This is a genomic window from Allobosea sp. 05T439, from assembly GCF_056396005.1.
This window is the reverse complement of the sequence record NZ_JBFTKP010000008.1, coordinates 148,130-172,480: the sequence shown is the minus strand read 5'-3', so window position 1 is coordinate 172,480 and position 24,351 is coordinate 148,130. Positions and strand designations below refer to the sequence as shown.

19 protein-coding genes are annotated in these 24,351 nt (G+C 65.3%); 14 read left to right on the top strand and 5 right to left on the bottom strand.

Annotation, left to right across the window (positions count from 1 at the left end):
• Window position 1: 1 nt before the first annotated feature.
• The 3 genes from AC1DIO_RS11930 to AC1DIO_RS11920 all read right to left on the bottom strand — a co-directional run bounded on the left by AC1DIO_RS11930 (window position 2) and on the right by AC1DIO_RS11920 (window position 3,445).
• On the bottom strand, window positions 2-862 hold the full coding sequence (locus AC1DIO_RS11930; RefSeq protein WP_441490751.1) for an ABC transporter permease: 861 nt from the start codon (window positions 860-862) through the stop codon (window positions 2-4).
• On the bottom strand, window positions 859-1,800 hold the full coding sequence (locus AC1DIO_RS11925; RefSeq protein ID WP_476853439.1) for an ABC transporter permease: 942 nt from the start codon (window positions 1,798-1,800) through the stop codon (window positions 859-861). The genes AC1DIO_RS11930 and AC1DIO_RS11925 overlap by 4 nt, the downstream gene beginning before the upstream one ends.
• Before the next feature lie 79 nt (window positions 1,801-1,879).
• Complete coding sequence (locus tag AC1DIO_RS11920; protein WP_476853438.1) at window positions 1,880-3,445, bottom strand: ABC transporter substrate-binding protein; 1,566 nt, start codon at window positions 3,443-3,445, stop codon at window positions 1,880-1,882.
• A 180-nt stretch (window positions 3,446-3,625) separates the two neighbouring features.
• Here AC1DIO_RS11920 and AC1DIO_RS11915 point away from each other — a divergent pair, with 180 nt between their 5' ends.
• Window positions 3,626-4,777, top strand: a complete 1,152-nt coding sequence (locus tag AC1DIO_RS11915) for an amidohydrolase/deacetylase family metallohydrolase (RefSeq protein WP_476853437.1) — start codon at window positions 3,626-3,628, stop codon at window positions 4,775-4,777.
• A gap of 283 nt (window positions 4,778-5,060) precedes the next feature.
• Window positions 5,061-5,369 carry a hypothetical protein gene (locus AC1DIO_RS11910; RefSeq protein WP_441490754.1) on the top strand — a complete coding sequence of 103 codons (309 nt, stop codon included), beginning with the start codon at window positions 5,061-5,063 and terminating at the stop codon, window positions 5,367-5,369.
• Window positions 5,370-5,376: 7 nt separating this feature from the next.
• On the opposite strand, the gene AC1DIO_RS11905 is transcribed toward AC1DIO_RS11910, so the two are convergent.
• Together AC1DIO_RS11905 and AC1DIO_RS11900 are read right to left on the bottom strand one after the other, a co-directional pair.
• Complete coding sequence (locus tag AC1DIO_RS11905) at window positions 5,377-6,534, bottom strand: glycosyltransferase (protein ID WP_476823514.1); 1,158 nt, start codon at window positions 6,532-6,534, stop codon at window positions 5,377-5,379.
• A gap of 29 nt (window positions 6,535-6,563) precedes the next feature.
• Entirely contained in the window at window positions 6,564-7,184 is a 621-nt protein-coding gene (locus AC1DIO_RS11900) for a MarR family winged helix-turn-helix transcriptional regulator (RefSeq protein WP_441506386.1), read from the bottom strand.
• A 340-nt stretch (window positions 7,185-7,524) separates the two neighbouring features.
• Here AC1DIO_RS11900 and AC1DIO_RS11895 point away from each other — a divergent pair, with 340 nt between their 5' ends.
• The 12 genes from AC1DIO_RS11895 (at window position 7,525) to AC1DIO_RS11840 (ending at window position 24,224) form a co-directional block, all read left to right on the top strand.
• Window positions 7,525-9,273, top strand: a complete 1,749-nt coding sequence (locus AC1DIO_RS11895) for a type I secretion system permease/ATPase (protein WP_476853436.1) — start codon at window positions 7,525-7,527, stop codon at window positions 9,271-9,273.
• The gene (locus AC1DIO_RS11890) at window positions 9,270-10,625 is read left to right on the top strand and encodes an HlyD family type I secretion periplasmic adaptor subunit (protein WP_476853435.1); all 1,356 of its coding nucleotides are present in this window, start codon (window positions 9,270-9,272) and stop codon (window positions 10,623-10,625) included. The genes AC1DIO_RS11895 and AC1DIO_RS11890 overlap by 4 nt, the downstream gene beginning before the upstream one ends.
• A 313-nt stretch (window positions 10,626-10,938) precedes the next feature.
• Complete coding sequence (locus AC1DIO_RS11885) at window positions 10,939-11,733, top strand: calcium-binding protein (protein WP_113517019.1); 795 nt, start codon at window positions 10,939-10,941, stop codon at window positions 11,731-11,733.
• Between the two features lie 62 nt (window positions 11,734-11,795).
• Entirely contained in the window at window positions 11,796-14,072 is a 2,277-nt protein-coding gene (locus tag AC1DIO_RS11880) for a glycosyltransferase family 2 protein (RefSeq protein ID WP_441490759.1), read from the top strand.
• On the top strand, window positions 14,069-14,902 hold the full coding sequence (locus AC1DIO_RS11875) for a class I SAM-dependent methyltransferase (protein ID WP_441490760.1): 834 nt from the start codon (window positions 14,069-14,071) through the stop codon (window positions 14,900-14,902). Before AC1DIO_RS11880 ends, AC1DIO_RS11875 begins: the two co-directional genes overlap by 4 nt.
• Entirely contained in the window at window positions 14,899-16,152 is a 1,254-nt protein-coding gene (locus AC1DIO_RS11870) for a glycosyltransferase family 4 protein (protein WP_441490761.1), read from the top strand. Before AC1DIO_RS11875 ends, AC1DIO_RS11870 begins: the two co-directional genes overlap by 4 nt.
• Window positions 16,149-16,898, top strand: a complete 750-nt coding sequence (locus AC1DIO_RS11865) for a hypothetical protein (RefSeq protein WP_476853434.1) — start codon at window positions 16,149-16,151, stop codon at window positions 16,896-16,898. Before AC1DIO_RS11870 ends, AC1DIO_RS11865 begins: the two co-directional genes overlap by 4 nt.
• 4 nt (window positions 16,899-16,902) lie before the next feature.
• Window positions 16,903-19,086 carry a glycosyltransferase family 2 protein gene (locus AC1DIO_RS11860; RefSeq protein ID WP_441490763.1) on the top strand — a complete coding sequence of 728 codons (2,184 nt, stop codon included), beginning with the start codon at window positions 16,903-16,905 and terminating at the stop codon, window positions 19,084-19,086.
• 2 nt (window positions 19,087-19,088) lie between these two features.
• Entirely contained in the window at window positions 19,089-20,393 is a 1,305-nt protein-coding gene (locus AC1DIO_RS11855) for a glycosyltransferase family 4 protein (protein ID WP_441506379.1), read from the top strand.
• A gap of 41 nt (window positions 20,394-20,434) precedes the next feature.
• Window positions 20,435-21,640, top strand: a complete 1,206-nt coding sequence (locus AC1DIO_RS11850) for a polysaccharide pyruvyl transferase family protein (protein ID WP_476853433.1) — start codon at window positions 20,435-20,437, stop codon at window positions 21,638-21,640.
• The gene (locus AC1DIO_RS11845) at window positions 21,640-22,818 is read left to right on the top strand and encodes a hypothetical protein (RefSeq protein WP_476853432.1); all 1,179 of its coding nucleotides are present in this window, start codon (window positions 21,640-21,642) and stop codon (window positions 22,816-22,818) included. The genes AC1DIO_RS11850 and AC1DIO_RS11845 overlap by 1 nt, the downstream gene beginning before the upstream one ends.
• Window positions 22,815-24,224 (top strand): polysaccharide pyruvyl transferase family protein, encoded by a 1,410-nt coding sequence (locus AC1DIO_RS11840; protein WP_441506376.1) that lies wholly within the window; start codon window positions 22,815-22,817, stop codon window positions 24,222-24,224. The genes AC1DIO_RS11845 and AC1DIO_RS11840 overlap by 4 nt, the downstream gene beginning before the upstream one ends.
• Window positions 24,225-24,351 lie beyond the last annotated feature (127 nt).

Genomic DNA, 24,351 nt, shown 5'->3' with positions numbered 1-24,351 from the left:
CTCACAGCGCCTTTCTGAGCTTGGGGTCGAGCATGTCGCGCAGGCCATCGCCGACGATCTGCAGCGAGAGCGCGACCAGCACGATCGCGACACCGGGAAATCCGACGACCCAGAATGCGTCCTCGGCATATTGCTGGCCCGACGCGATCATCGTGCCCCAGGTCGGCGTCTCCGGCGGCACACCCGCGCCGAGGAAGGACAGCCCGGCTTCGGCAAGGACCGCATAGGCGAAGATGAAGGTCGCCTGCACCAGGAGGGGCGAGGCGACGTTGAGCAGCACATGCACGAAGAGGATGCGCCAGATCGAGACGCCGAGTGCGCGTGCCGCCTCGACGAAGGGCAGTTCCCGCACCACCAGCGTCGAGGCGCGGATCACGCGGACGACGCGCGGCGTGTAGACGATGGCGAGCGCCAGCACGACATTGCCCGCGGAGGCGCCGAGCACCGCGACGAGGAAGATGGCGAGCAGGATGTCGGGCAGCGACATCAGCGCATCGACCAGGCGCATGATCACGGCGTCGGCGCGCTTGAAATAGCCGGCGACGAGGCCGAGCGCGGCCCCGATCGAGATCGAGATCACGACGACGGCAAGCCCGATTCCCAGTGAGGCGCGCGCTCCCCAGATCACCCGGGAGAAGACGTCGCGGCCGAGCTCATCCGTACCGAACCAGTTCACCTCGCCGGGCGGGCGCAAGCGCCTTGCCATGCGCATCGAGGCAGGATCGAACGGCGAGAGCCAGGGCGCCAGCAGGGCGAGTGCGAAGGCAATCACGAGGATCACGGCTGCGAGCAGCACCAGCTTGCGGCGGAAGAGCCGGCGCAAGAACAGAAGTGTCGGAGCTGAGGTCACGGCGGAACTCATTGGCGCACCCGTGGGTCGACGAGGGTGTAGATCACATCGATCGCCAGGTTGATCAGTGCGTAGATCGCCGCGACCGCCAGAAGCGCGCCCTGGATCACGGGATAATCGCGGCGCAGCACCGCCGACACGACGAGATTGCCGACGCCGGGCAGGCCGAACACGGTCTCGGTCACGATCGCGCCGCCGATCAGCAGGGCAAGCGTCAGGCCGAGCACGGTGATGATCGGGACGAGCGCATTGCCGAAGGCGTGGCGCAGCACCACGCGCAGTTCCGAGATGCCCTTCGCCCGTGCCGTCCGCACGAAATCGGCATCGAGCACATCGAGCATGCTGGCGCGGGTGAAGCGCGTGATGAGGGCGGAGTTGACGACGCCGAGCACGGCGGATGGCAGAAACAGGTGCTGGAGCCGCTCGAAGAAGGAGGCGTCGGGCGCGCCATAGCCAGCGACGGGGAACCAGCCGAAACGCACGGCAAAGAGCTGGATGAAGATCAGGCCGAGCCAGAAGCTCGGGATATTGGCCGCGAGCATGGCGAGCCCGCTCACCGCCTGGTCGATCGGGCGGCCGCGCCAGACCGCGGAGGCGATGCCGGCCGGGATGCCGATCGCCGCGGCAATGGCGAGCGAGAACATCGCGAGGAAGAAGGTCGGCTCGGCGCGTTGCAGCAGCGCCTGGATCACAGGCTGCTGCAGGAAGATCGACTGGCCGAGATTGCCGGTCGCGCATTCCTTCAGCCAGAGCACGAATTGCAGCAGGAGCGGCTTGTCGAGCCCGTAAGTCTCGCGCAGGCGTGCCACATCCTCCGGCGTCGYCTGGTCGCCGAGCATCAGGGCCGCGGGGTCGCCGGGCGCCAGCCGAGTCAGGAAGAAGACCAGCGCGGCAACGAGGAAGAGGACCAGCAGCAGGCCGGCGAGGCGACGTCCGATATGTGCGAGCACCGGATGCGCTCCTTTCGCGGGAAGCGGATACGACTGTGGCGGGGCGCGCGAACGCACCCCGCCACATCAAGCTTGCGCCTTACTTGGCGAGAGCGACGTTCCAGAAGGACGGCCACGGCATTGCCGCATAGCCGGACAGCTTCGGCGAGGCGCCCGCCAGTGCGGCGAAGTTGCCGGCGCGGATATAGGGCACCTCGTCATAGACGACCTGCTGGACCTTGCCCCAGAGCGCGCCGCGCTTCGCCGGGTCGGGCTCGTTGTTGAAGGCGCTGAGCGCAGCCTCCTTGGCCGGGCTCGACCACCAGCCCGGAGCGCCTTCGCCGAGTTGCGGTGGAGACAACATCGGTTCGGGGAGGAAGGCCGAGTGGGTGATGTAGATGTCCCACAGCGCCGGGTCGCCGCGACGCTGGACCAGGGTGGCCCAGTCAACGACATCGAGCTGGACCTTGAAGCCGGCGGCTTTGAGTTGTTCGGCCATCACCAGCGCCATGCGGTGATGGAAATCATACTGCTTCGAGTTGAGGATACGGATCGGCGCTCCGTCATATTTGGCCTCGGCCAGCAGCTTCTTGGCGCCGGCGACGTCCGGCTTGCTGTACTTGTCCTTGCCGGCCTCCGAATAGAACGGCGAGCCCTTCGGGAAATGCTCGGCCGCCAGTGCGAAGAATTTCGGCTCGCCGAAGCCGGCCATCATCACCTCTTCGAGGTCGAGGGCCATCTGGAAGGCCTGACGGACCTTCAGGTCGGCCATCGGCCCCTGCTTGGTGTTGGTCGGGAAATAAGGGAAGCCGAAGGGCATGGTCAGCACGGGGCGCGTGCCGCTCGCGGCTGAGACCTTCTTGTAGCTCTCGACCGGCAGCTGGTCGGCGAATTGATACTGGCCGGCGATGGCGCCTTCGACGCGGGTATTGGCGCTCGGCACCGGGATGAAGCGCAGTTCGTCGATCTTGGCTTCGCGCTTGCCGGCATAGCCCGAGGCGGGCTCGCTGCGCGAGGCGTAGCCATCATGCTTCACCAGCACGACGAACTGGTCCGGCTTGCGCTCGCGGAACTTGTAGGGGCCGGTGCCGACGAATTCGGTCAGCGGGGTGGCGATCGATTCCTTTGCCATGATCGCGGCGAAGCCGGAGGGCAGCGCCAGATGGGCGAGCAGCGCCGGCTCGACCTTGCTAAGCTGGATCTCGACGGTCGACGGGCCCTTGGCGGTCAGACTCGCGATGCTCTTAGCCAGCCCCTTGCCGCGCGGCGTCATCTCGAGCCAGCGCTTCAGCGAGGCGACGACGTCCTCGGAATCGAGGTCCCGGCCGTTATGCAGCTTCACGCCCTTGCGCAGCTCGATCGTGTAGGTCTTGCCGTCCGCGGACACCGTCGGCAGTGCTGCCGCCAGCATCGGCTGCGTCGCCCAGTTCGCATCGAAGGTGAACAGCGGCTCGTAGACGTGCTGCATGATCGTTCCGACCAGATCTGCGGTCGACGCCATCGGATCGAGCGACTGCGGCTCGCCGACCATGGCGAGATTGGCGCTGGATGCGCTCTGCGCCATGGCCGCCATCGGCATCAGCGCAGCCGAGGCGCCAAGGGCCGCTGCCAGGACGCCCAGTCCGCGCCGGGTGACAGAATTCTGATTGTGATCGCGGTTCCGCATTGGCCTCTCCCTGCCGTTCGCGTTGCCTATTGTGAGGGTGGTGAAAATTTATTACGCAAACGGCATCTGTCAATCGCCAAATTTCATGCTGCATAGCAATATAAGGATGAATTTGCGCCGAAGTGATTGATATTTCTATCTGGCTCTGTAATTAAATTCCATATGACCCAGGGGTAACCAATGTCCTCTCTCGATCTGGTTCTGCGCGGCGGGCGGGTTGTCGACCCCGGCCAGGGCATCGATGCGGTTCTTGATGTCGGTGTCGCGGACGGACGCATTGCAGCCCTGGCGCCGCGCCTGGACGCTCCGCAGATCCACGATGTTTCCAGCAGGATCGTCACGCCCGGCCTGATCGACCTGCACACTCATGTCTATTGGGGCGGGACGTCGCTGGGTGTCGACCCGCTGATCCTCGCGCGTCGCGGCTGCACCACGCTCGTCGATACCGGCAGTGCCGGTGCCGGAAATTTCGATGGCTTCCGCCGGCATGTCATCGACACCTGCCCCGTGCGAATCGTTGCCTATCTCAACATCTCCTTTGCCGGCATCTATGCGTTCTCGAAGACCATCATGGTCGGCGAGGGTGGTGACCAGCGCCTGCTGGCGCCGATCGACACCCTCGCGGTCGCCGAGGCCAATCGCGATGTGCTCGCCGGTCTGAAGGTGCGCGTCGGCCATCACGCGTCAGGTACTGCCGGTCTCGTCCCGCTCGAAATCGCGCGCCAGACGGCGGAGCGGCTCGACATGCGCATGATGGTGCATATCGATCACCCGCCTCCGACGCTCGATCAGGTGCTCGCCCTGATGCGCCCCGGCGATGTGCTGACCCATTGCTTCCGGCCGTTCCCGAACTCGCCCGTGACGCGCGATGGCGGCGTGCTGCCGGCCGTCAGTGAGGCGCGCGAGCGCGGCATCATCTTCGATATCGGCCATGGCATGGGCTCGTTCTCCTTCGACGTCGCCCGCACCATGCTCGCCAACGGCTTTGCTCCGGACACGATCTCCAGCGACGTCCATGCCTTGTGCATCGAGGGGCCGGCCTTTGATCTGACGACGACGATGTCAAAGTTTCTCTGCCTCGGCATGCCGCTGGACGAGGTGATCAGGCGCACGACGGTCAATGCAGCGCAGGCGATCGAGCGTCCGGAGCTGGGCACGCTTGCCCCTGGGGCGATCGCCGACATCTCGATCCTGTCGCTTGAGGCCGGGGCCTTCGACTATGTCGATTCGACCGGCGCGATCCTGCAGGGGGCCGAGCGCCTGACGGCGGCGGGGATCGTGATCGGCGGCCGCCTCTGGGAGGCATGCCAAGAGACGAGGCAGGTGGGCTGACGCATTACGCCTCGAGATGCGGCACGGCCTCGCTTCCGGGGAGTTTGGTGCTGTTGCGCGGCTGTGACGGCGGCCTGATGCCGCGGACGACGCGCCCGCGGCGGTCCATTCCCTCCGGATTCGTCGGCCCAAGAGCTCGCGGAACGACGCCCGGCACTTTCCTTCCTCAATGAAACGGTAGTATAGTTCTGCATTCTGCATCCGATGGCGGCCGGACGCAGGATTTTCTACTCGCGGTAGTAATAGGTCCGGTTCTGCCGGGCAGACGGAAAGGCCGGCAACCATGATGAGGGGAACTGAACCGCTCGAAGTCTGGGAGATCATTTCCTCCCCGGCCGGCTATGCGGCCCTGCAATACGCAGCCGAGCAGGGGGATCCTCCTCTCGAGCCTTTGGTCACACTCATCGAAGAAACCTGCGGAACTTGGTTATCCTGCGATCCCGCTACCCATCTCAAGCGCATTCACAGGATGGTGGCGCGGCTGATGATGGCCGATGGCTGGCAGGAGGCCGGCGTGAAGCCGATGCGGCGCGGACGCCTGATCACCGAGGCCATGACCTTCCAGCGCGGCCCTGATCAAATGGTGCAATAGCGCGGCTTCAGCCGGCCTCGACCCAGGGCATCTCCGTCCCCGTGGGATCGCCCTGTGCCGCCACTCTCTCGATCAGGCGCATATGTCGGTCGAGGCAGCTTTCCAGTTCGAATCTCGCCTGCACTGTCGCCCGTGCCGCGCAGCGCAGGCCCTCGAGCTCGCCCCGCCGTTCGAGTGCCTGCACGATCGTGGCTGCCAGGGCCGGCACGTCGTGAAACGGAGCGAGCAGCCCGTTGCGGCGGTCGGTAATCACCTCCTGGACCGGCGGTGTGCGTGAGCCGACGACCAGACAGCCGCAGGCCATCGCTTCCAGCAGGGACCAGGAGAGCACGAAGGGCACAGTCAGATAGACATGAACCGCGGAGACCTGGAACAGTCGCCGAAGCTCCTGATGTGCCAGCCAGGAAATGTGAACGAGGCGCTCGCCAAGCCGGGTTTCCTGCAGCATCGCATCTCGCCAGAGCTGCCCATCCGGACGCGGCCGGCCATAACCTGCGCCATCCCCGCCGACGACAATGAAGCGGGCATCGGGTCTTGCCTGCGCGACCAGCGCGGCGGCGCGCATGAATTGCGGATAGCCGCGATAGGGATCAAGGTCACGGGCGGCGAAGGTGACGATCTTGTCGCCGGCGCGAATCACCTCGCCATCGGGCAGCGTGAAACTGGCCTCCGCATTCGGCCGGCATAGCTGCGTATCGATGCCGTCATGGCAGATCGCGATCCGGTCGCGGATGCTGGCAGGGTATTGCCGGTGCTGCCAGCGCGTCGGGGTATAGGCGGCGTCGATGGCCTGCAGAGTGAGGAGTTGCGCGGCATTGCGCATTCTCAGCCGCATGCGCTCCGCGTCCGTCGCTTCGTCCGCGGGTTCGAAATCGAAATCCGAGTCCCGATCGTTGTAATAGTACTCGCAATAGCCGATCACCGGCGTGGCTGGCAGCGCGTCCTTCGCGAAGAGCAGCCCACCCCAGCCGGTATGACCGATGATGACGTCGGGTCGTTCATTGCGCGGCAGTCGCCGTAGGACGGAGGCCACGGCTTCGCCTGTCCTGACGTGATATTCCGTCGCGGCGAGGCTGGGGCTCGCCGTTACGGGTCCGCTGACGGTGTAGAGAATCTGGCGCAGCCCGGGACGGACGGCTTCCGCATGTTCCGTAACCAGCGTCACCTCGGCGCCGTCGCCGAGGAGGCGCCCGATCAGGTGAGCGAATTGACCAGATCCTGAACGATGAACGAATAAGACGCGCATGACGCCAGCAGAACCCCTCCATAGCGCAGGGCGTCGCTCCAGAGTTGCTCGAGACGCCGCAAGGTGTCGTAGGCCGTCCGCATGTCCGGTTCGACATCGAGATCCTGGCTCGGGCCGAACTGATTGCTCTCATCGAGCTGCTTGAGGCGCTCGACCAGAAGCTGGCCCTTGGGAGACAGCGAGATTCGGGCTAGCCGCCGGTCACGCGGCGAGGCGCCGCGCTCGAGGTAGCCGCTCTCGACCAGCTGCTTGAGGTTATAGGAGGCGTTCGAGCCGAGATAATAGCCACGGTCGAGCAGGTCGCGCACCGCGATCTCCCCAGTGCCGATCGTCAGCAGCACCATCACCTGCGAGGGCGAAACATCATCGACGCCCAGCCGGGTCAACTCCAGGCGCAGATAGTCGAGAAAACGCCGGTGGACCCTGTCGATCAGGCGGGCGAGGTCGAGCTGGGTGACGGTGTTCCTCGAAATTCCATTGTCCGAATCAGTTCTCCGCTCTGGTCGGCCGGGCTGGCCGTTGACTGCGGCACCCAGGAACTGGGCGCCGTATTGCGGTTTCGAATGCATTCTCTACTCCGCCTGGTTTGAAAATGGGCACCCCGCCCGAAGAAAACCCCTTCTGGAGTGGAATAGCCTATACGCAAAGCACATGCCATCGACGATATGTGGAAACTAAGATTGTAGCAATTTTTTGATATGTATAAACTGTTTCAAAATTCAAAGTATTGCGTTTTTTGGCCATATTCCTCTTTAATAATCGAAGATATTCGATTCTTAGTCTGTCATCATAACGACACTCCTAGCGCAACATGCTAGTAATCGATCGTGTCCCCTTCTAGCGATATTTTGTGGTTGATGGTTGGCCGTCACCCTGGCCGATCCGGACCCCTCTGCAACGGAGATATGAATGAAGGTCGCAGCTTCGGCGCCCGATGGTTTGATCCGTGAACTGCAGCGCTCCTTTGCCGGTGGCCTTGCCTATGCGGCCTTCCTGAGTTTCTGCGTCAACATCCTGCTGCTGACAGTGCCGATGTTCATGGTGCAGGTGCAGGACCGCGTCATCGTCAGCCGCAGCTTCGACACGCTCACCATGCTGCTGGTGATCGCGATCGCTGGTCTCGTTCTCTATGGTGCCATCGAGTTCATTCGCTCCCTGACCTTCCAGACCATGGCAAGCGGCTTCGCCCGGCGCCTCAATCTGCCGGCGCTGGAAGCGGCGGTCAGTGCTTCGCTCGAACAGGGCTCGGCCCAGGCCACCCAGGCGATTCGCGACCTGAACGATATCCGCTATTTCATCGCGAGCTCGGCCATCGCKACGCCGCTCGAGGCGGCCTGGTCGCCGATCTTCCTTGCCGTGCTCTTTGCCTTCCACCCGGTTTATGGGCTCGTCGGCGCGATCTCGCTGATCATCTTGCTGATGCTCGGCGTGCTCTCCGACGTGCTGACGCGCCGTGTGCTGAAGGAGGCCAACGAAGAAGGCGTCGCCAGCATCAACGATGTCGGCGCCAGCCTGCGCCACGCCGAGACGATCGAGGCCATGGGTATGCTGCCGGCTTTGGCCAGGCGCTGGCGCGGCAAACAGGTGGCGATGATCGAGCTGCTCGATCTCGGCACGCGCCGCGGCAAGCTGATTGCAGCGGTGACCCGCGCGTCGCGCATGACGATGCAGCTCGCGATCTATGCGACCGGTGCCACGCTGATCATCAAGAACGAAGTCTCGGTGGGCACGCTGATGGCGGCGAGCATCCTGCTCGGCCGCCTGCTGGCGCCTTTCGATTCGATGATCTCCGACTGGCGGCAATGGGTGCTCGCGGCCGCCGCGTGGAAGCGCGTGCGCGATCTGCTGCTGCTCGGCTCGTCACGGCGCCAGACCACCGCCAATCCACCGACCCAGGGCGATCTGGTGATCGACCGCGTCGTCTACGCTCCGACCGGGGCAGAGCAGACCGTCATCAAGAGTGTCTCGTTCTCATTGTCGCCGGGCGAAGTGCTCGGCATCGTCGGCCCGTCCGGAGCCGGCAAATCGACTCTGGCGCGGCTGCTCGTCGGGGTTCTGAAGCCGAATGTCGGCGGCGTCTATCTCGACGGTCACAATGTCTATCTCTGGGAGCGCGCCTCCTTCGGCGCCATGGTGGGCTATCTGCCGCAATCGGTCTCGCTGCTGAACGGTACCATCGCCGACAATATCGCCCGGATGCGCATTCCGGAGCCGCAGGCCATTCTCGAGGCCGCTCGGACTGCCGGCGTGCATGAGCTGATCGGGCGCATGCCGCTCGGCTACGACACGAACGTCAATGACGGCGACTTCAAGCTCTCGGGCGGCCAGCGCCAGCGTATCGGCCTTGCCCGGGCGCTATACGGCGCGCCGCGCCTGCTGGTGCTGGACGAGCCCAATGCCAATCTTGATGCGGAAGGCGAACAGAGCCTGATTCGCGCCATCAATGCCGCGCGCGAGGGCGGTGCCATGGTCATCCTGATCGCGCATCGCCCCTCGGTGATGCAGATCGTCGACAAGATCCTGGTGCTGCGCGAGGGCAGGATCGCCCAGTTCGGACCGCGTTCCGCGATCGCCGGCATGATCACGCCTGGTGGCCTCGTCGAGATCGAACCCAAGTCGCAGACCGGCATGAGCAAGCCCCGCGAGGTGACGGCATGAGCAAGCTCCCAGCCCCCATGAGCACGAGCCGCGCGCTCATTCCGGTCACTCCCGTCGAGGAGCCGGAGGAGCGGATGCCCTCGCTGCGCAATCTCGTGCTGGCCGGTGTCAGCGCGATCGCGATCGGCTTCGGCGGCTTCGGGGCCTGGGCGGTGACGGCAAGGCTCGACAATGCCGCCGTCGCGGTCGGTACCGTCGTGGTCGACAGCAAGCGCAAGACCGTCAGCCATCTCGAAGGCGGCGTCCTGAAGATGCTGCTCAAGCTTGAAGGGGACCGCGTCGTCAAGGATGAGCCCCTGCTGAGGCTCGAGGATGCACGTGCCCGCGCCGAGCTGCAGCAGCTCCACGGCAAGCGCGTCGGCTTCGAGGCCAGGCTGGCCCGGCTGCGCGCCGAGCAGAACAACGCGACGGAGATCGACTTTCCCACTGATCTCAAGATGGCCGGAACGCCGATTGCGCAGGAGGTGATCAGAGCGGAACGCAAGCTCTTCCAGGCGCGCACCCAGGTCTATGACGGGCGCATCAGCATCCAGAAGCGTGTCATCGAGCAGCATCAGGCCGAGACCGAGGCGCTTCAGGCCCAGATCGAGGCGACGCGCTTTCAGCGTAGCCTGATCGACGAGGAGGTCCGCGTGGTCGGGGACCTCTACGAGAAGCGCTATGCCAAGCGCAGCCAGCTTGTCGAACTCCAGACCAAGCAGAGCGAGCTTGCCGGACGCAGTGGCGAGGCCGCGGCCCGCAAGGCCAAGGCGGAGCAGGCGGTCGCAGGCGCGCAGCTCGAGATCACCTCGCTCGGCCTCGAACGGCAGAACGAGATCGCCAAGGATCTGCAGGATAGCCAGCTCGCCTTGTCCGAGGTGGTCGAGCGCATCGTCCAGGCTGAGGACGTGCTGCGCCGCCTCGTGGTCATGTCCCCGCAGGAGGGTATCGTCGCCAATATCCGGGCGCGGACCGCCGGAAGTGCGATTGCCGCCGGGGAGGCCATTCTCGACATCGTGCCCGAGCGCGAGCCCCTGATCGTCGAGGCCAAGGTCGATCCGCGCGACATCGACTCGGTTAAGCTCGGTGCCGAGACGCGGGTGCGGCTGACCGCCTTCAATGCGCGGCTGATGCCGCCGCTGATCTCGAAGGTGACCTATGTCGCTGCCGACCAGCTTGTCGATGAGAAGTCCGGCGTCGCCTATTTCATTGTCCGGGCCGAGATCACGCCAGAGAGTCTCGCCCAGAACAAGGTCACCCTTCATGCCGGCATGGCCGCAGAGGTCCTGATCGTGAACGGCTCGCGGCGCGCCGTGGACTATCTGCTGGCCCCCTTCGCCGAGAGCTTCAACCGGGCATTCCGGGAGGACTGAACAGGGGCGGTCGGTGCGAATTTTCGCAGTGAATTCAGCAAAGTAAGAATACGTTTCGATTTATATTTCGAATTTTGAAATTCATTCAATGTATAACGTCTGGCAATTAGAGAATTAACGCCAGTAAATCTTTTCGCGCCATAATATTGTCACAACAAATCTCTTGCTGCATCGCACATATTCGGTAGGCTTAGCTCCGTTGAGCAATGACGAGTCATCTGATCGTCATTGGGGCGGCGCCGTTTTGCGAGGTGTTTTGGCGAATGCGCGCCGAGACCCTCGGGGCGCCTCAGTTCATTTCCAGGAGGTGACTATGGCCACGATAGAAGGCAGCGCGTTCGACGACTTCTTGATCGGGACACGGTTCAGCGATGTGATTCATGCCGGTGCCGGCGACGACGTCGTCAAGGGCGGCCATGGAGCAGACGTCCTGTTCGGCGAAGACGGCGACGATGTCCTCTTCGGCGACCAAGGCGATGACGTCATCTTCGGTGGCGAGGGGCGCGATATCCTCTTCGGTGGTCAAGGCGACGATGTCCTTTCCGGCGACGAGGGCAATGATCTGCTCTCCGGCGGCCAGGGGGATGACGTGCTCATGGGTGGCGAGGGGAACGACCTGCTGCAGGGCGACTCCGGCAACGACGTTCTCATCGGTGGCGAAGGGAACGATATCCTCCAGGGCGGCTCCGGCAATGACGTGCTCGAGGGTGGTCTCGGCAACGACCTGCTCCAGGGCGGCTCGGGCAACGATGTCCTGATGGGCGGCGAGGGTAACGACATCCTCCAGGGTGGTTCGGGCGACGACCTGCTCTTCGGCGGGGAGGGCAACGACATCCTGTCCGGCGGTGCCGGCAACGACGTCTTCGTCTTCGAAGGGGGCGGCGGCAACGATCTCGTGCTCGATTTCGATGCCGGTCACGACATGTTGCAGATCGCCTCCGACATCAACGGCACCGGCGTTACCTCGGCAGACGACCTCGCCGCGCGGACGACGACGGTCAACGGCAATGCGGTTGTCGATCTCGGCAACGGCGATTCGCTCACTCTCGTCGGCGTCACCGCCGAGGACGTCCAGAGCGATCCGAACTCCTACTTCACCGTCGCGTAACGACCTCGCGACGCCGGCTACTCCCGGCCGGCGTCGCACCCTGACACGTCGGAAGTTGAGCCATGTTGACGATCACGACGACCCAGTTGGTCGGAGACCAAAACTCCAATCCCGAGTTGCTGCGGCTCTGTGGTTCCGTGTTCCTGCTGAGCTGGAGCCTCGACGGACCGCTCGCTGATCGGCAGGTCGTATCGCTGGCAAGCCGGGAGCGGCGCGTTTCCTCCGCCTCGCTGACGCTGGGTCTAGGCGACGGGCGCACCCGGATCGTCTCTGTCTTCCGGCATTCCGGCCATGACGAGATCGTCGCGACCTTGTCCGGTGGCAATCTCGGTCCGGATCAGGCCGTCTCCTTCGATCCCGAATTCGTGCATGCAATGGCGGAGGCGCCCGAGATTCTGCGCGAGCTGACGCCGGCCGCGAGGATTGCCCTGGCAAACGCCCTGATCGCGACCTGGCCAACCCTGTTCAACCTGCGGGAGACGACCGCCTATCTCGCCTTCTTGCGCCAGTTCCTGCTCGCACTTTCCCGCAAACCGACGCCTGTGTTGCCGGTCGCTGCGCTGCCCGACGGTAAGATCCTTCTTGAATCCTCGGTGCCCGGGCGCCTCGACGCGATCAAGGTGGCATACTGGCTCGGCCCCGCAAGCCTGACGCGTATCGCTGCGAATCCGAGGCTCGGCAAACCTGACCGGAGTGCCCGCCGCTCGCTGCACCTAGTCCTTGATGAGCCCCAGCCGCGCGGAGCGGGGCTGCTCGTCCTGCAAAGCGATGTCGGGTTGATCGTCCGGGCCCTTCCCGAGCGCGCCACGGCGCCGACGCTTGGCCGCTGGTGGGCCGGGAAGGCCAGTGAGCGCGACGATCTGCGCAGCTGGCTCGTCGAGCAACTGGCCGGCCAGTCCGAACAGGGGCGCCTGCTCGCGATCGAGATGCAGAGGCGACTGCCCTTGCCGGTCCAGAGCGTCCGTCGTCACGACGACCTGCCCTCGGCCGAGCTCGATCTCGCCGTCTCGACCTCTGCCGGCCTGCTGCTCGGGGGGTGGTACCGCGATCTGGACGGCTTGCTCGATCAGATCCTCATTCACCGCAGCACCGGCGCGCCGAGCCCGATCGGTGACCGGATCGCGCGGTTCCCGGCCGTGATGGCAGAGCCCGGCGGCGACAACCGGGCCGTGACCGGCTTCCTCGGTCTCGTGCCCGACTATGCCTGCGGCGCTCCGGTCCTGCAGCCGCGCTGCGAGCTGAAGCTGCGATCGGGTACCACGCTTTTCCTGCGCCCGGCGACGCAGCCCGCCGACATTGCGACCATCCGCGCCCGGGCCCTGGCCTCGATCCCGCCGCAGCATCTTACGGCTGAAATCCTGCAGCAGAGCCTCGCTCCCGTGCTTGCCGCGTGCCAGTCCGCGCTGCGCGACAGCCTGCCGGAGCCACGTGTGCGGACGATCGGCTCCTTGCCGGATCGGCCGAGTGTCTCGGTCGTGGTCCCGCTCTACCGGGTCTATGACTTTCTGCGGATCCAGGTGTCAGCCTTTGCGGCCGATCCCTGGTTCGTCGAGAAGGCCGAGCTGATCTATGTGCTCGATTCCCCCGAGCATGAGGCTGAGGTCGCGCATCTGCTCGGCGGCCTGCACCTTGCCTATGGCCTGCCGATCCAGCTCGTGGTGATGGGCCGCAATGGCGGTTTCTCGGCCGCCTGCAATGCCGGGGCCGAGGCGGCGCGTGGCGATGTGCTCGCCATGGTCAATTCGGATGTGATCCCGAGCGAGGCCGGCTGGCTKCCCGCGCTGGCGCGCAAGCTCGACCGGCGCGGGCGTGTCGGCGCAGTCGGGCCGAAACTGCTCTATGACGACGGCTCGCTGCAGCATGCCGGCCTCCTTTTCAAGCGGGACCGTCACGGCGTCTGGCTCAACCATCATTACTTCAAGGGCATGCCGGGCAGCTATCGGCCCGCCAATGTCGAGCGGCTCGTACCCGGCGTCACCGGTGCCTGCATCGTGCTGCCGCGTGCGCTCTTCAACGAGGTCGGTGGCTTCGACGACAGCTATGTCATCGGCGACTACGAGGATAGCGACCTCTGCCTGAAGATCCGGCAGGCCGGCTTCGGTATCAAATATGTGCCGTCCGTCGCGCTCTACCATCTCGAGCGCCAGTCGATCTCCAAGAGCCTGGATTACACCCGCGGCGTTGCCTCGCAGCACAATGCCTGGCTGCAGACGGGCCGCTGGGACGCCCAGATCGAAGCGCTGATGGCCGATGAATCGGCTCTGCCGCGCAAGGCCGCGCCCGCGCGCGACGCCGAAATTCTTCCCCGTACCGTCCTCAGGAGGGCAAGCGCTGCATGACGGCGACCCTGGCACTGCGTCCCATAGAGCCCAGCCCGGGCACGATCCTCAGCCCCCCCGGCAAGGAATTCGACTGGCTGCTCGACCATATCCGTACCAATCGCTTCCTGCCGCATCCCCCGGCCGAGAACATTTTTGTCGGTGACGGCGACTACCGCGAGATCGGCGCGGAATTCCTGGGCCATTACGTCCGGATCGGCCGCCTGAAGCCGACGGAGCGGGTCTTCGACATCGGCTGCGGCATCGGCCGCATGGCGGTGCCGCTGACGCAGTATCTCGATCCGTCGAAAGCGAGCTATGACGGCGTCGACCCCGTGATGGATGGCATCCTCTGGTGTGCCCAGACGATCACGCCGGTCTACCCGCGCTTCCGCTTTCAGCGGCTTGACATCGCTCATCCCCTCTACAATCCGCAGGGTTCGCTGCCCGGCACCGAAGTCGCTTTCGGCTTCGCGAACCAGAGCTTCGATTTCATCACGATGGTCTCTGTGGCGACGCATCTGCCGCCGGAGGAACTGACGGTCTACCTCAAGGAGGCCTGCCGCCTGCTTGCGCCGGGCGGACGCCTGTTCCTGACCGCCTTCGCCATTGACGGGCAGCCGACGGGGCAGGAGCGCCTGAAATTCAAGCGCTGGCGCGATGGGCCGGGCTGGTACGCGATCGAGGAGGCGCCGCTCGCTGCCGCCGGCATCGAGGAGGAGTTCCTGATCGCGCAGACGCAAGCTGCCGGGCTGTTCGTCGAGAGCCTTGGACGCGGCCATTGGCGCGGCATCAACGCACCGCACTACCAGGACGTGTTGATCGCGACCAAGCCGGAGCGCAGCCGATGAGCCGCCGCATCCTCGTCGTCGCTCATAACCATCCCGACCTGCATCCCGGCGGCACCGAGATTCTGGCTCACGACCTCGCCGGCGGTTACCGCGAGCAGGGCTGCGACGTGCTCTTCCTCGGCGCAACCAACGCGATCCACCGTGAGGCGCATCCCGGCACGGCCTTGCAGGCTACCGGAACCGATGGCGATGTCCTGCTGTGGAGTGGCCATTTCGACCGCTTCTATCTCAGCCAGATCGATCACTACGGCACCCTTCAGGATCTCGCCGGCCTGCTCCAGGAATACCGGCCGGATGTGATTCACATCCACCATCTCGTGCTGATCGGGGCCGAGTTCCTGACGCTGGCGCGGCGCCTCCTGCCGGCGGTGAAGATCGTGATGACGCTGCATGACTATTACCCGATCTGCCATAATGACGGGCTGATGGTGCGGCCGACCGACAAGGAGCGCTGCACCGCAGCCTCTCCGACACGCTGCCGGGGCTGCTTTCCCGGAATCGGCTCCGACCGCTTCCTGCTGCGCGAGCGCTTCCTGAAGACCCATCTCGCAGCGGTCGATCAGTTCGTCGCGCCGAGCCGCTTCCTGCGCCAGCGCTATGTCGACTGGGGGCTGGCGGGCGACCGCATCGACATCATCGAGAACGCGCGCCCGGCTCACGAGCCGGCACCGCACCGGGCCAAGCGCGGGCCCCGTGCCAGCTTCGGCTATTTCGGCAACGTCAATCCCTGGAAGGGCGTTGTGGAGCTGGTCAAGGCAGCCTCGCTGCTCAGCGCCTCGGGCCTGCGCGGCTTCGAAGTACGCATCCATGGCGGGGCACCGTTCCAGAGCGAGGCCTTCGTTGCGGAGTTCGAGGCGGCGCTCGCGGCCTCGGACGGCACGGTCACCCATTGCGGTCCCTATCGTCGCGAGGAGATGCCGGAGCTGATGGCCGAGATCGATTGGGTGGTGATGCCCTCGATCTGGTGGGAGAACGCCCCGCTCGTCATCCAGGAGGCGTTCCAGCACCGCCGCCCCGTCATCGCCAGCGGCATCGGCGGCATGGCCGAGATGGTGCGGGACGGCATCGACGGGCTGCATGTCCGGCCGGGCGATCCAGCCCAGCTTGCCCGCACCTTGCGGCGCGCGGTCGAGGAGAAGGGCCTGTGGGATCGCCTCGTCGACGGCATCCGGCCCCAGCCGACCATCGCTGAATGCACCACGGCGCATCTCGCGCTGTTCGACAGGCTCACACTCGCGGAGGCGGCATGACGGTCATGCGCGATCCCGACGGAACCGAGCGGCTGCCCAATGTCGTGCCGGCGCGCCTCAATGGCCGTGTCGATGCCCTCGACGGCAACCGCCTGCATGGCTGGATCTGGGATGAAACCCGTCCCGAGGAGCGGCTCAAGGTCCGGCTCAAGCTTGATGGGCGGGTTGCGATGGAAGCCGTCGCCGACCAGAGCCGCATCGACCTTCGCCGCAACGGCATTGGCGACGGGCGCCATGCCTTTGCGATGGAACTCGATGACACGCTGGTCGCAGCCCGCGACCGACTGAGCATCGTCGGCGTCTCTCCGAGCACGGATGTCGAGCTCGAGCTCAGATTGCCGCCGCCGGCCGAGCTCGCAGCCGAGGCTGCGATCGCGGTGCCGCTTGCGCGCTTCTTCGATCGCGTCGAGGCGTTGATCGCGCTCAACCGGCGTGGGCAGCTCGCCCAGAAGGAACTCGTCGAGAAACTCGAAGAGATGACGACGCGCATGGCGGGCAGCGGCGTACAGCGCGACGAGGCCGCGGAGGCCGCGCGCGCCGACCATATTTCCCAGCGCCTGGCCGAGCTCGATGTCTTCCAGCTCCGTTTCGATGCGACGCTGCGCAGCTTCGATGAGCGCCTGGTCACGATCCGCAAGGAGGCGCAGCGCCCGATGCGGCAGGCGACCATCCTGCTCGGCTCGCTCTCCGGGCTCGCTGCATTGATGTGGTTCGTGACCCTGACCCTGATCCTGCTGGACCGGTGATGCGATGAGTGAAGTGATCGTCCCCGATCAGACCCGGATCAGCCCGGCGCCGACCGTCGCCTGGACGCCGCTCGGCGAGAACGCCATCCTGATCATGAGCACCTGCGACGCGATGCCGGGCAAGGTGCCTGTCGCCGTCGACGGCAATCCGCGCAACAAGGCCGAGACCATGGCGCTGACCTGGCGCCGGCCGCAGGCCGAAGCCTCGGCAGCCATCGGCTTCCTTTGCCTCGCACCCGCGCCCGCGACCGACCGCTCCGGTTCCGGCGCCCTGCTGCTCGGTCGCCCCGGCCGGCCGCTGCGCCTCGTGCTAGCGTCGAAGCCGCTGCCGCTGCAATCCTTCCTTGCCGGCCTTGCCGAGGATTCGGGGCAGGCTTTCCCGATGGTTGTCGACGGGCTCCTGGAGATCCTGCTCGCCGGAAAACCCAATCCGCGCCGCCTGCGTGCAGCCTCGATGCTGCTCCAGTCAATCGCCAAGCCCGGCGGCTTCGTCGAGGTCATGGGGCCGATCGACGACGGCGTTTTCATTCAGGGCTGGACCTCCGATTTCACGGCAGGCCGGACCAAGCTGCTCATCGCCCATGGCGGGCTGTCCTTCGCCGTTCTGGAGGCAGGAACCTTCGAGCGCGACGATCTTGCCGACGGCGCGCGAGGCTTCTTCGGCCTGCTCGAAGAATGCCAGATCCGCCATCCCAGCGAGATCGAGCGGCTGTTCTTCCGCGCCACGGATGGCTGGCGCGCGCTCGATGTCTATGAGCGCCATGTCCTGCTCGAACCGATCACGGTTCCCGGCCATTTGCGCGACGGGCTGCAGCGCGGCAGCGCGCCGCAGGCGACGTCCGACAAGCTCCGGCGTGCCTCGCAGCGCTTCGACGGCCGCGACACGGTCGCATTGCTGGAGGCGCCGGTGCGGGCCGGCATCGACGACGCGACCATCGTGGAGGGCACCGGCACCCTGATCATCGGCTGGCTGTTCGATCCGGACCGTCATGTCAGCGCGGTGACGCTGCGCTCCGGAAGCCAGTCCTGCGTGCTCGACCGCGTCTGGACACGCGTGTCGCGTCCGGACGTCGCCGATGCCTTTGCAGGCGATCCGCGCTTTGCCCATATGCTCGGCGGCCGGCGCAACAGCCACGGCTTCATCGTCTTCGCACCGAAGCTCACGCCTGAGCCCGGCCAGCCGCTCTATCTCGAGTTCGAGATCGAGGGATCCGGCCCTGCCTTCCTGCCCCTGGAGGCCGGGCGCGGCCAGCCGCGGCGCACGCTCGAACGCGTCTTCGCGCTGCTTGATCCGAAATCCTCGACCGCAGCCTCAGTGGTCGAACGCCAGATCGCTCCCGCCTTGCAGGCCGCCGAGATCGCCCCGCCGCGCGTGATCGAGACCATCGATATCGGCGCCTTCAAGGCTGATGCGAATCTGGGGCTGGTGATCGGCCTCGACCATCGCCAGCGCGAGCTCTCCTCGCTCTTCGCCCTGCTTGCGATCGACCCCGAGATACGCCCGGTGCCTATCGTGCTCGCGGTCCCCGGCGAGAGCTTTGACCGGGTCGGTGCCGAGGCACGCCGGCTTGCTCGCTTCTACGGCCTCGCCGTGCGGCTTGCGCTCGTCGATGGGGTCGAGGACGCCTGCGACGCGATGGAGGCCGGCGCGCGCGCCTGCCGCTTCCAGACCATCGCGTTACTCTCGGGGGCCGCGCAGATCCGCATGCCCGGTTGGCTTGGCCGGCTCGAGCGCGCCTTCAAGGCGCGTGGCGGACAATGCGTCGCGAGCCCCACGCTGCTTTTCGAAGACAACTCGATCCGCTGGGCCGGCGCCTGGATGGAAGGGGAGGGGCCGAGCCGGCGTGTCTTCAATCGCTTCGTCGGCTATCCCCTGGAGGCGATCGGCAATCTCGGTCCGATGGAAGTCGCGGCCGGCGCCACCGAATGCTGTGTGATGTCGCGCGCCGCCTTCATCGAAGCCGGGGGCTTCGCCCGCAACTACTTCACGACGGCCGAAAAGGGCCTCGATCTCTGCCTGAAGCTCAGGATGAACGGCTTCCCCTCGCTCTGGGTGCCGGAGGTCGAGGTTTACGTCGTCGATGATGGCGAGATGGCGCGGCCGCATCTGGTCTCGCTTGCCCAGCTCGCCGACCGCTCCAGCTTCGACCGTCGCTGGGCGCTGGCCGTTTCGAACATGCGAGGATGATGATGCGCGTACTCGTCGTGTCCCATGGACACCCGACCCTGTCTCTCGGCGGCGCCGAAATCGCCTCCTACAATCTGCACAAGGGCCTGCAGGCAAGCGAAGGCCTCGACGCGCATTACCTTGCCCGTGTCGGCTCGCCGACGCCGCGTCACGCCGGTACGGCACTGATGAGCCTGCGCCAGCGCGGCGGCGAGCTACTCTACTACGCCGAGGAATACGATCACTTCCTGCTCTCGAACCGGAACACCGAGGAGATTGAGCGCGATTTCGTCCGCGTGCTGCGCGACCTGAAGCCGGATGTGGTGCATTTCCACCATTTCATCGGGCTCGGGCTCGAATGCCTGTTCGCGGTGCGGGACACGCTGCCCGACGCTCTCATCGTGGTGACCTTCCACGAATATCTCAGCATCTGCCATCATCACGGCCAGATGGTGAAGACCGGCGCTTTCAAGCTCTGCTACCGGGCCTCGCCGACCGATTGCAATGCCTGCTTCCCGGATATCGCGCCCGGCCGCTTCCTGGCGCGCGAGACCTTCATCCGGGGCATGCTCAATCTCGCCGATCATTTCATCTCGCCGAGCCGCTTCCTGGCCGAGCGCTACCAGGATTGGGGCCTCTCGGCCGATCGCTTCTCGGTGATCGAGAACGGCATCGACGTTGCCGAGGTCGCACCGCCCCGGCCCTTGCCGGACAAGACGGCACGGCGTTCGCGCTTCGCCTATTTCGGCCAGCTCACGCCCTACAAGGGGGCGGATGTGCTGATCGATGCGGTCACCCGCATCCCGGAAGCCGTCTGGGGTGAGGATTCCATCCTGCTCGTCTATGGCGGCAATCTCGAGCGCCAGCCCGAGGCCTACAAGAAGAAGTTCGCCGAACTCGTCGAGAATGCCGGCCGGCGGGTGCGTTTCTGCGGTGCCTTCCAGAACCACGAGATGCCGAACCTGATGCGCTCGGTCGACTGGGTGGTGATGCCCTCGGTCTGGTGGGAGAACTCGCCGATCGTGATCCAGGAGGCCTATTTCCACGGCCGCCCGATCCTTTCGAGCAATATCGGTGGCATGGCCGAGAAGATCGTCGACGAGGTCAACGGCCTGCATTTCCGCTCGGGCAGCTCGGAGGATCTGGTCGACTGCATGACGCGCGCCCTGAGCGAGCCCGATCTCTGGTCGCGCCTGCGCGCCGGGATCACCCGTCCGCTCACCCATATCGACTGCGCCGCCCAGCATATCGCGCTCTACCAGCGCCTGATCGAGCAGCGCGGCATGCCGGTTCCGGCCAGCCGCGCGGCCACGCCGATGATCGCCTGATGCCAGAAGAAGCCGACACGAAAACCAGGGGAGACAGAACCATGGCCCGCATCCTCGTCATGATCCCATCGGGAGAGGTCTACGACCATGACAATGTGCGCTGGTACCAGCACGCGGATCTCGCGAGCCATATCAACCACTACCATAATATCGGCGACGCCTTCGTCTTCGACTCCTCGTTGAAGCTGCTGAATTTCGAGAAGCTCGACGTCCTTCMGATCGCCAATCCGGACATGGCGCTGATCGACCGGTTGAACGCGGAATACGACTACGTCTTCCTGCGCGGTTCGAACTATGTCCATGCCGAGATGGAATGGAACCAGACGGCCGATGTGCTGCGCCGGCTAAAGATACCGGTCATCGCCTTCGGCATTGGCGCGCAGGCGCCGGTCAGCGGCAAGCTGGAGCTCAGCGAGGACACCAAGACCGTGCTCAGGCTGATGGCGGATTCGACCGCCTCGCTCGGCGTGCGCGGCACCTATTCGGCCGAGATTCTCAACGAGATCGGCATCAAGAATGTCCGGATCATCGGTTGCCCCACGGCGTTCCGCGCCAACAGGCCGGATCTCGCGATCAAGTTGCCTGCGCTCGACAGCGTGAAGAAGGTCGGCATCACGCTGCGGCGCGAGGTCTCGCCGACCTATGCGCAGGACATCAAGCGCTACCTCACCTTCCACCGCGACCTCGTGAAGTCGCTGGCGGGCCGGTTCGAGGCGACGCTGATGGCGCAGGGCGAGATCGAGGAGAAGAAACTCGCGCTGGGAACGCCGGAGCAGAAGGAGGAGGCGATGGCGGCGCTGCGCGGAAACGAGTGGGCCACCTCCTGGTACCTCGATGAGGCGATGGAGGCGCTCTATCGCGGCCGGATGTTCTATTCGGACGTGGTTGCCGATTACGAGAATCTCGTACGCAGCCTCGACCTCGTGCTGGGCTACCGGCTGCACGGCAACCTGATGGCGCTCGCCAACGGCACGCCCTCGATCTACTTCACCTATGACAGCCGCACGGTCGAGTTCGCCGAGACCTTCCAGATCCCGAGCTTCGACGTTTTCTCCGGCCAGGATTTCAGGCTGGAGGAGCATTGGGATCAGGCGCGGTTCGACCGCTTCAACACGACCTATGCCCAGGTCTACGCCGCGATGCGCGACTTCCTGGTCGAGAACAAGGTCGACACCAAGATGCGCGCCCCGGCGGTCAGGGCGGCGGTCGCCCCCGCCATTCCCGAGGCCGAACGAAAGGTGGCCTGATGGTGGAACGCACCATCCTTGCGGCCACGCTGGCGGCCTTGCCGCTGCTCGCCGTTCCGCACCTGTCATTTGCGCAGGCTCCCGGCTATCGCGTCGAGATCGTTCCCGGCGCCACGGAGGAGACCGTCTACGCCTGGTCGCGCCAGCGCTGCGAGGAATGGCATATTCCAGACGCGCCATTGCGGGCCTTCCGCAATCAGAACGGCGCGGTGGTCGCCTTCGCCAGCAATTACCGCAACCGCGCCATGGCCGGCCCCAGCCTCGACCGGATCGGGATTTCCTGTTCGGTCTCCTTCGAGGCCAAGAGCAGTCCGGACCCGAGCGAGTTCAGCGACAAGAACTGGCTGACCGCGACATGGACCAGCGACGGTCGCGACGTCTTCGGGCTGATGCATGCGGAATACCATGCCGACCGCTACGGCAATGCCTGCCACTTCAAGGACAGGATGAGCTGCTGGTACAATGTCGTAACGGCAGCGCATTCGACTGATGGCGGGCGCCATTTCAGCGCAGAGCCGCGCCAGCTCGTCGCCGCGCCGGCGTTCCGCCAGGATGTCGGCCAGGGGCGCCATCGCGGTTTCTTCAACCCGTCCAACATCATCGAGCGGGACGGCGCCTGGTATGCGCTGATCGCGACCACCGGCGGCGAGGGCCAGAAGGGTGGCGTCTGCCTGTTCCGCAGCACCGACATCAAGGATGCCGCCTCGTGGCGGGCCTTTGACGGCACCGACTACACGGTGCGCGCGGTCGATCCCTATCGCGAGGACCTGTCGCAGGCGAAGCCCTGCCAGCCGCTCAAGGGACTGCCGACCACGGTCGGCTCCGTCACGAAGCACGAGCCGAGCGGACTTTATCTGGCGGTGCTCCATCTCGGTCCCGACCCCAGCCAGGGGATCGCGGGCGGCCGCGTCGCCTATAGCTGGTCCGCGGATCTGCTGCGCTGGTCGCCGCTGCAGACGCTCGTCGTGCATCCGACGATGTGGAGCAAGAACTGCGCTGACACGACCCGCTACGCCTATGGCGCGGTTGCCGACCCCGACTCCACCTCGCGCAATTTCGAAACGACCGGGGACGAGGCGTTCCTGTTCATGACCCGGATGCGGGTGAAGGACTGCAAGCTCGGTCCCGAGCGCGACCTCGTCCGCGTCAAGATTCACATCGTGAAGGACCAGCCTTGAAAATTCTGCGTGCCACAACGAACGAGATCGTCGTCTCCGTCGCGAGGCGTCCCGATGGGGCCTGGCCGGCGCTGCGCCTGCGGCTCGACGGCCAGGATTATGCGACGATCCAGCCGGGCGCGGTGATAACCGGCGATGCCGTCGTCGCCGAGCTCACCATCCCGCTGCCCAGGCTCGCGGACGGTCGGCCGCGCGAGATTGCGGTGCTCGATGCCGAGAGCGGCAAGATCGCGCCCGGCTCGGGCCTCGCCCCGATCGCGACCGAGAAAAAGCTGCGCGCACTGGTGATCTACCCGGCCGGAGAGGTCTACGAGCACGACAAGGTGCGCTGGTACCGGGCACCGATGGAGAAGCTACTCTCCGACTATTTCAACATCGGCGACATGATCGTCTTCGACTCGACGCTCAAGCTGCTGCGCTATGCGCATCTCGAGCCGATGAAGATCATGAATCCGACAGAGGCCGATATCGAGCGCTATGCCAGCGAGTTCGACTACGTCTTCGTCCGCGGCTCGAATTTCATCCATGAAAAGATGGAGTGGTTCCGTGCCGTCGAGGTGCTGGAGAAGGTCAAGCTGCCGGTCTACGCCATCGGCGTCGGCGCGCAGGCGAGCCAGAACCGCGCCATTGAACTGCCGGACGCCTCGAAGCGGTTCTGGCAGATCGTTTCCGACCGCTGCGCCGCCATTGGCGTGCGCGGCGCCTTCAGCGCCGAGACGCTGCGCCATAACGGCATTCGCAATGTCGAGGTGGTCGGCTGCCCCTCGATCTTTCGGACCCGCAAGCGCGATCTCGCCATCCGGGTTCCGGACCAGCGCGAGATCCGCAAGGTCGCCTTCAGCCTCAGGCGCGAGGCGGACAAGAGCTATACCGCCGACCCGGAGGCCTATCTGCGCAACCAGAAGGCCGCGCTTCTCAAGGTCGATCGCCAGAGCGAGATGGTGATGTCCTCGCATGGCGAGCAGGAGGAGAAAGCCTTCTTCCTGCGCGACGAGAAGGCGATGGAGAAGGCGGTGGCCGAGTTCGTTCACACCGGCTGGTGGAGCGGCGCCGATGATGCGGCGATGCGCCGGATCTACGAGAAACAGCTTTTCACCTTCTTCGATGTCGAGCGCTATGACGCGTTTGCGCAGGGGCTCGATCTTGCGGTCGGCTACCGCGTCCACGGCGTGCTGCCGGCGGTGGCGCAGGGCGTGCCGGGCGTTCTCGTCGCCTATGACACGCGCAGCCAGGAGCTGGCCGAGACCCTGAAGATCCCTGTCGTGCCGGAGTCCGCCCTCGCCGAAGGCGGGTGGCGAGCCGTCTATCAGGAAGCGCAGCTCAACACGCTCGCGAAGAGCTATGCCGCCTCCTACGACCGCATGCGTGACTTCCTCGACAGGAACGGCGTTCCCCACCGGATGTGAGGCTGACCCGTTGTCCTGAACCCTGATTGTTGAAGGGGGAGGGCGAGCTTCCCCGCAGCGCGTAAGCTGTGGGGGCGCCTGAACCGAACACCCTGAAAGAGGTCGGCGGCATGGTGTCGACGGCCAG

Coding starts and splice junctions, on each gene's coding strand:
- AC1DIO_RS11930 (WP_441490751.1), bottom strand. CDS start 862: ATGAGTTCCGCCGTGACCTCAGCTCCGACACTTCTGTTCTTGCGCCGG.
- AC1DIO_RS11920 (WP_476853438.1), bottom strand. CDS start 3,445: ATGCGGAACCGCGATCACAATCAGAATTCTGTCACCCGGCGCGGACTG.
- AC1DIO_RS11915 (WP_476853437.1), top strand. CDS start 3,626: ATGTCCTCTCTCGATCTGGTTCTGCGCGGCGGGCGGGTTGTCGACCCC.
- AC1DIO_RS11910 (WP_441490754.1), top strand. CDS start 5,061: ATGATGAGGGGAACTGAACCGCTCGAAGTCTGGGAGATCATTTCCTCC.
- AC1DIO_RS11900 (WP_441506386.1), bottom strand. CDS start 7,184: ATGCATTCGAAACCGCAATACGGCGCCCAGTTCCTGGGTGCCGCAGTC.
- AC1DIO_RS11890 (WP_476853435.1), top strand. CDS start 9,270: ATGAGCAAGCTCCCAGCCCCCATGAGCACGAGCCGCGCGCTCATTCCG.
- AC1DIO_RS11885 (WP_113517019.1), top strand. CDS start 10,939: ATGGCCACGATAGAAGGCAGCGCGTTCGACGACTTCTTGATCGGGACA.
- AC1DIO_RS11875 (WP_441490760.1), top strand. CDS start 14,069: ATGACGGCGACCCTGGCACTGCGTCCCATAGAGCCCAGCCCGGGCACG.
- AC1DIO_RS11870 (WP_441490761.1), top strand. CDS start 14,899: ATGAGCCGCCGCATCCTCGTCGTCGCTCATAACCATCCCGACCTGCAT.
- AC1DIO_RS11865 (WP_476853434.1), top strand. CDS start 16,149: ATGACGGTCATGCGCGATCCCGACGGAACCGAGCGGCTGCCCAATGTC.
- AC1DIO_RS11860 (WP_441490763.1), top strand. CDS start 16,903: ATGAGTGAAGTGATCGTCCCCGATCAGACCCGGATCAGCCCGGCGCCG.
- AC1DIO_RS11855 (WP_441506379.1), top strand. CDS start 19,089: ATGCGCGTACTCGTCGTGTCCCATGGACACCCGACCCTGTCTCTCGGC.
- AC1DIO_RS11845 (WP_476853432.1), top strand. CDS start 21,640: ATGGTGGAACGCACCATCCTTGCGGCCACGCTGGCGGCCTTGCCGCTG.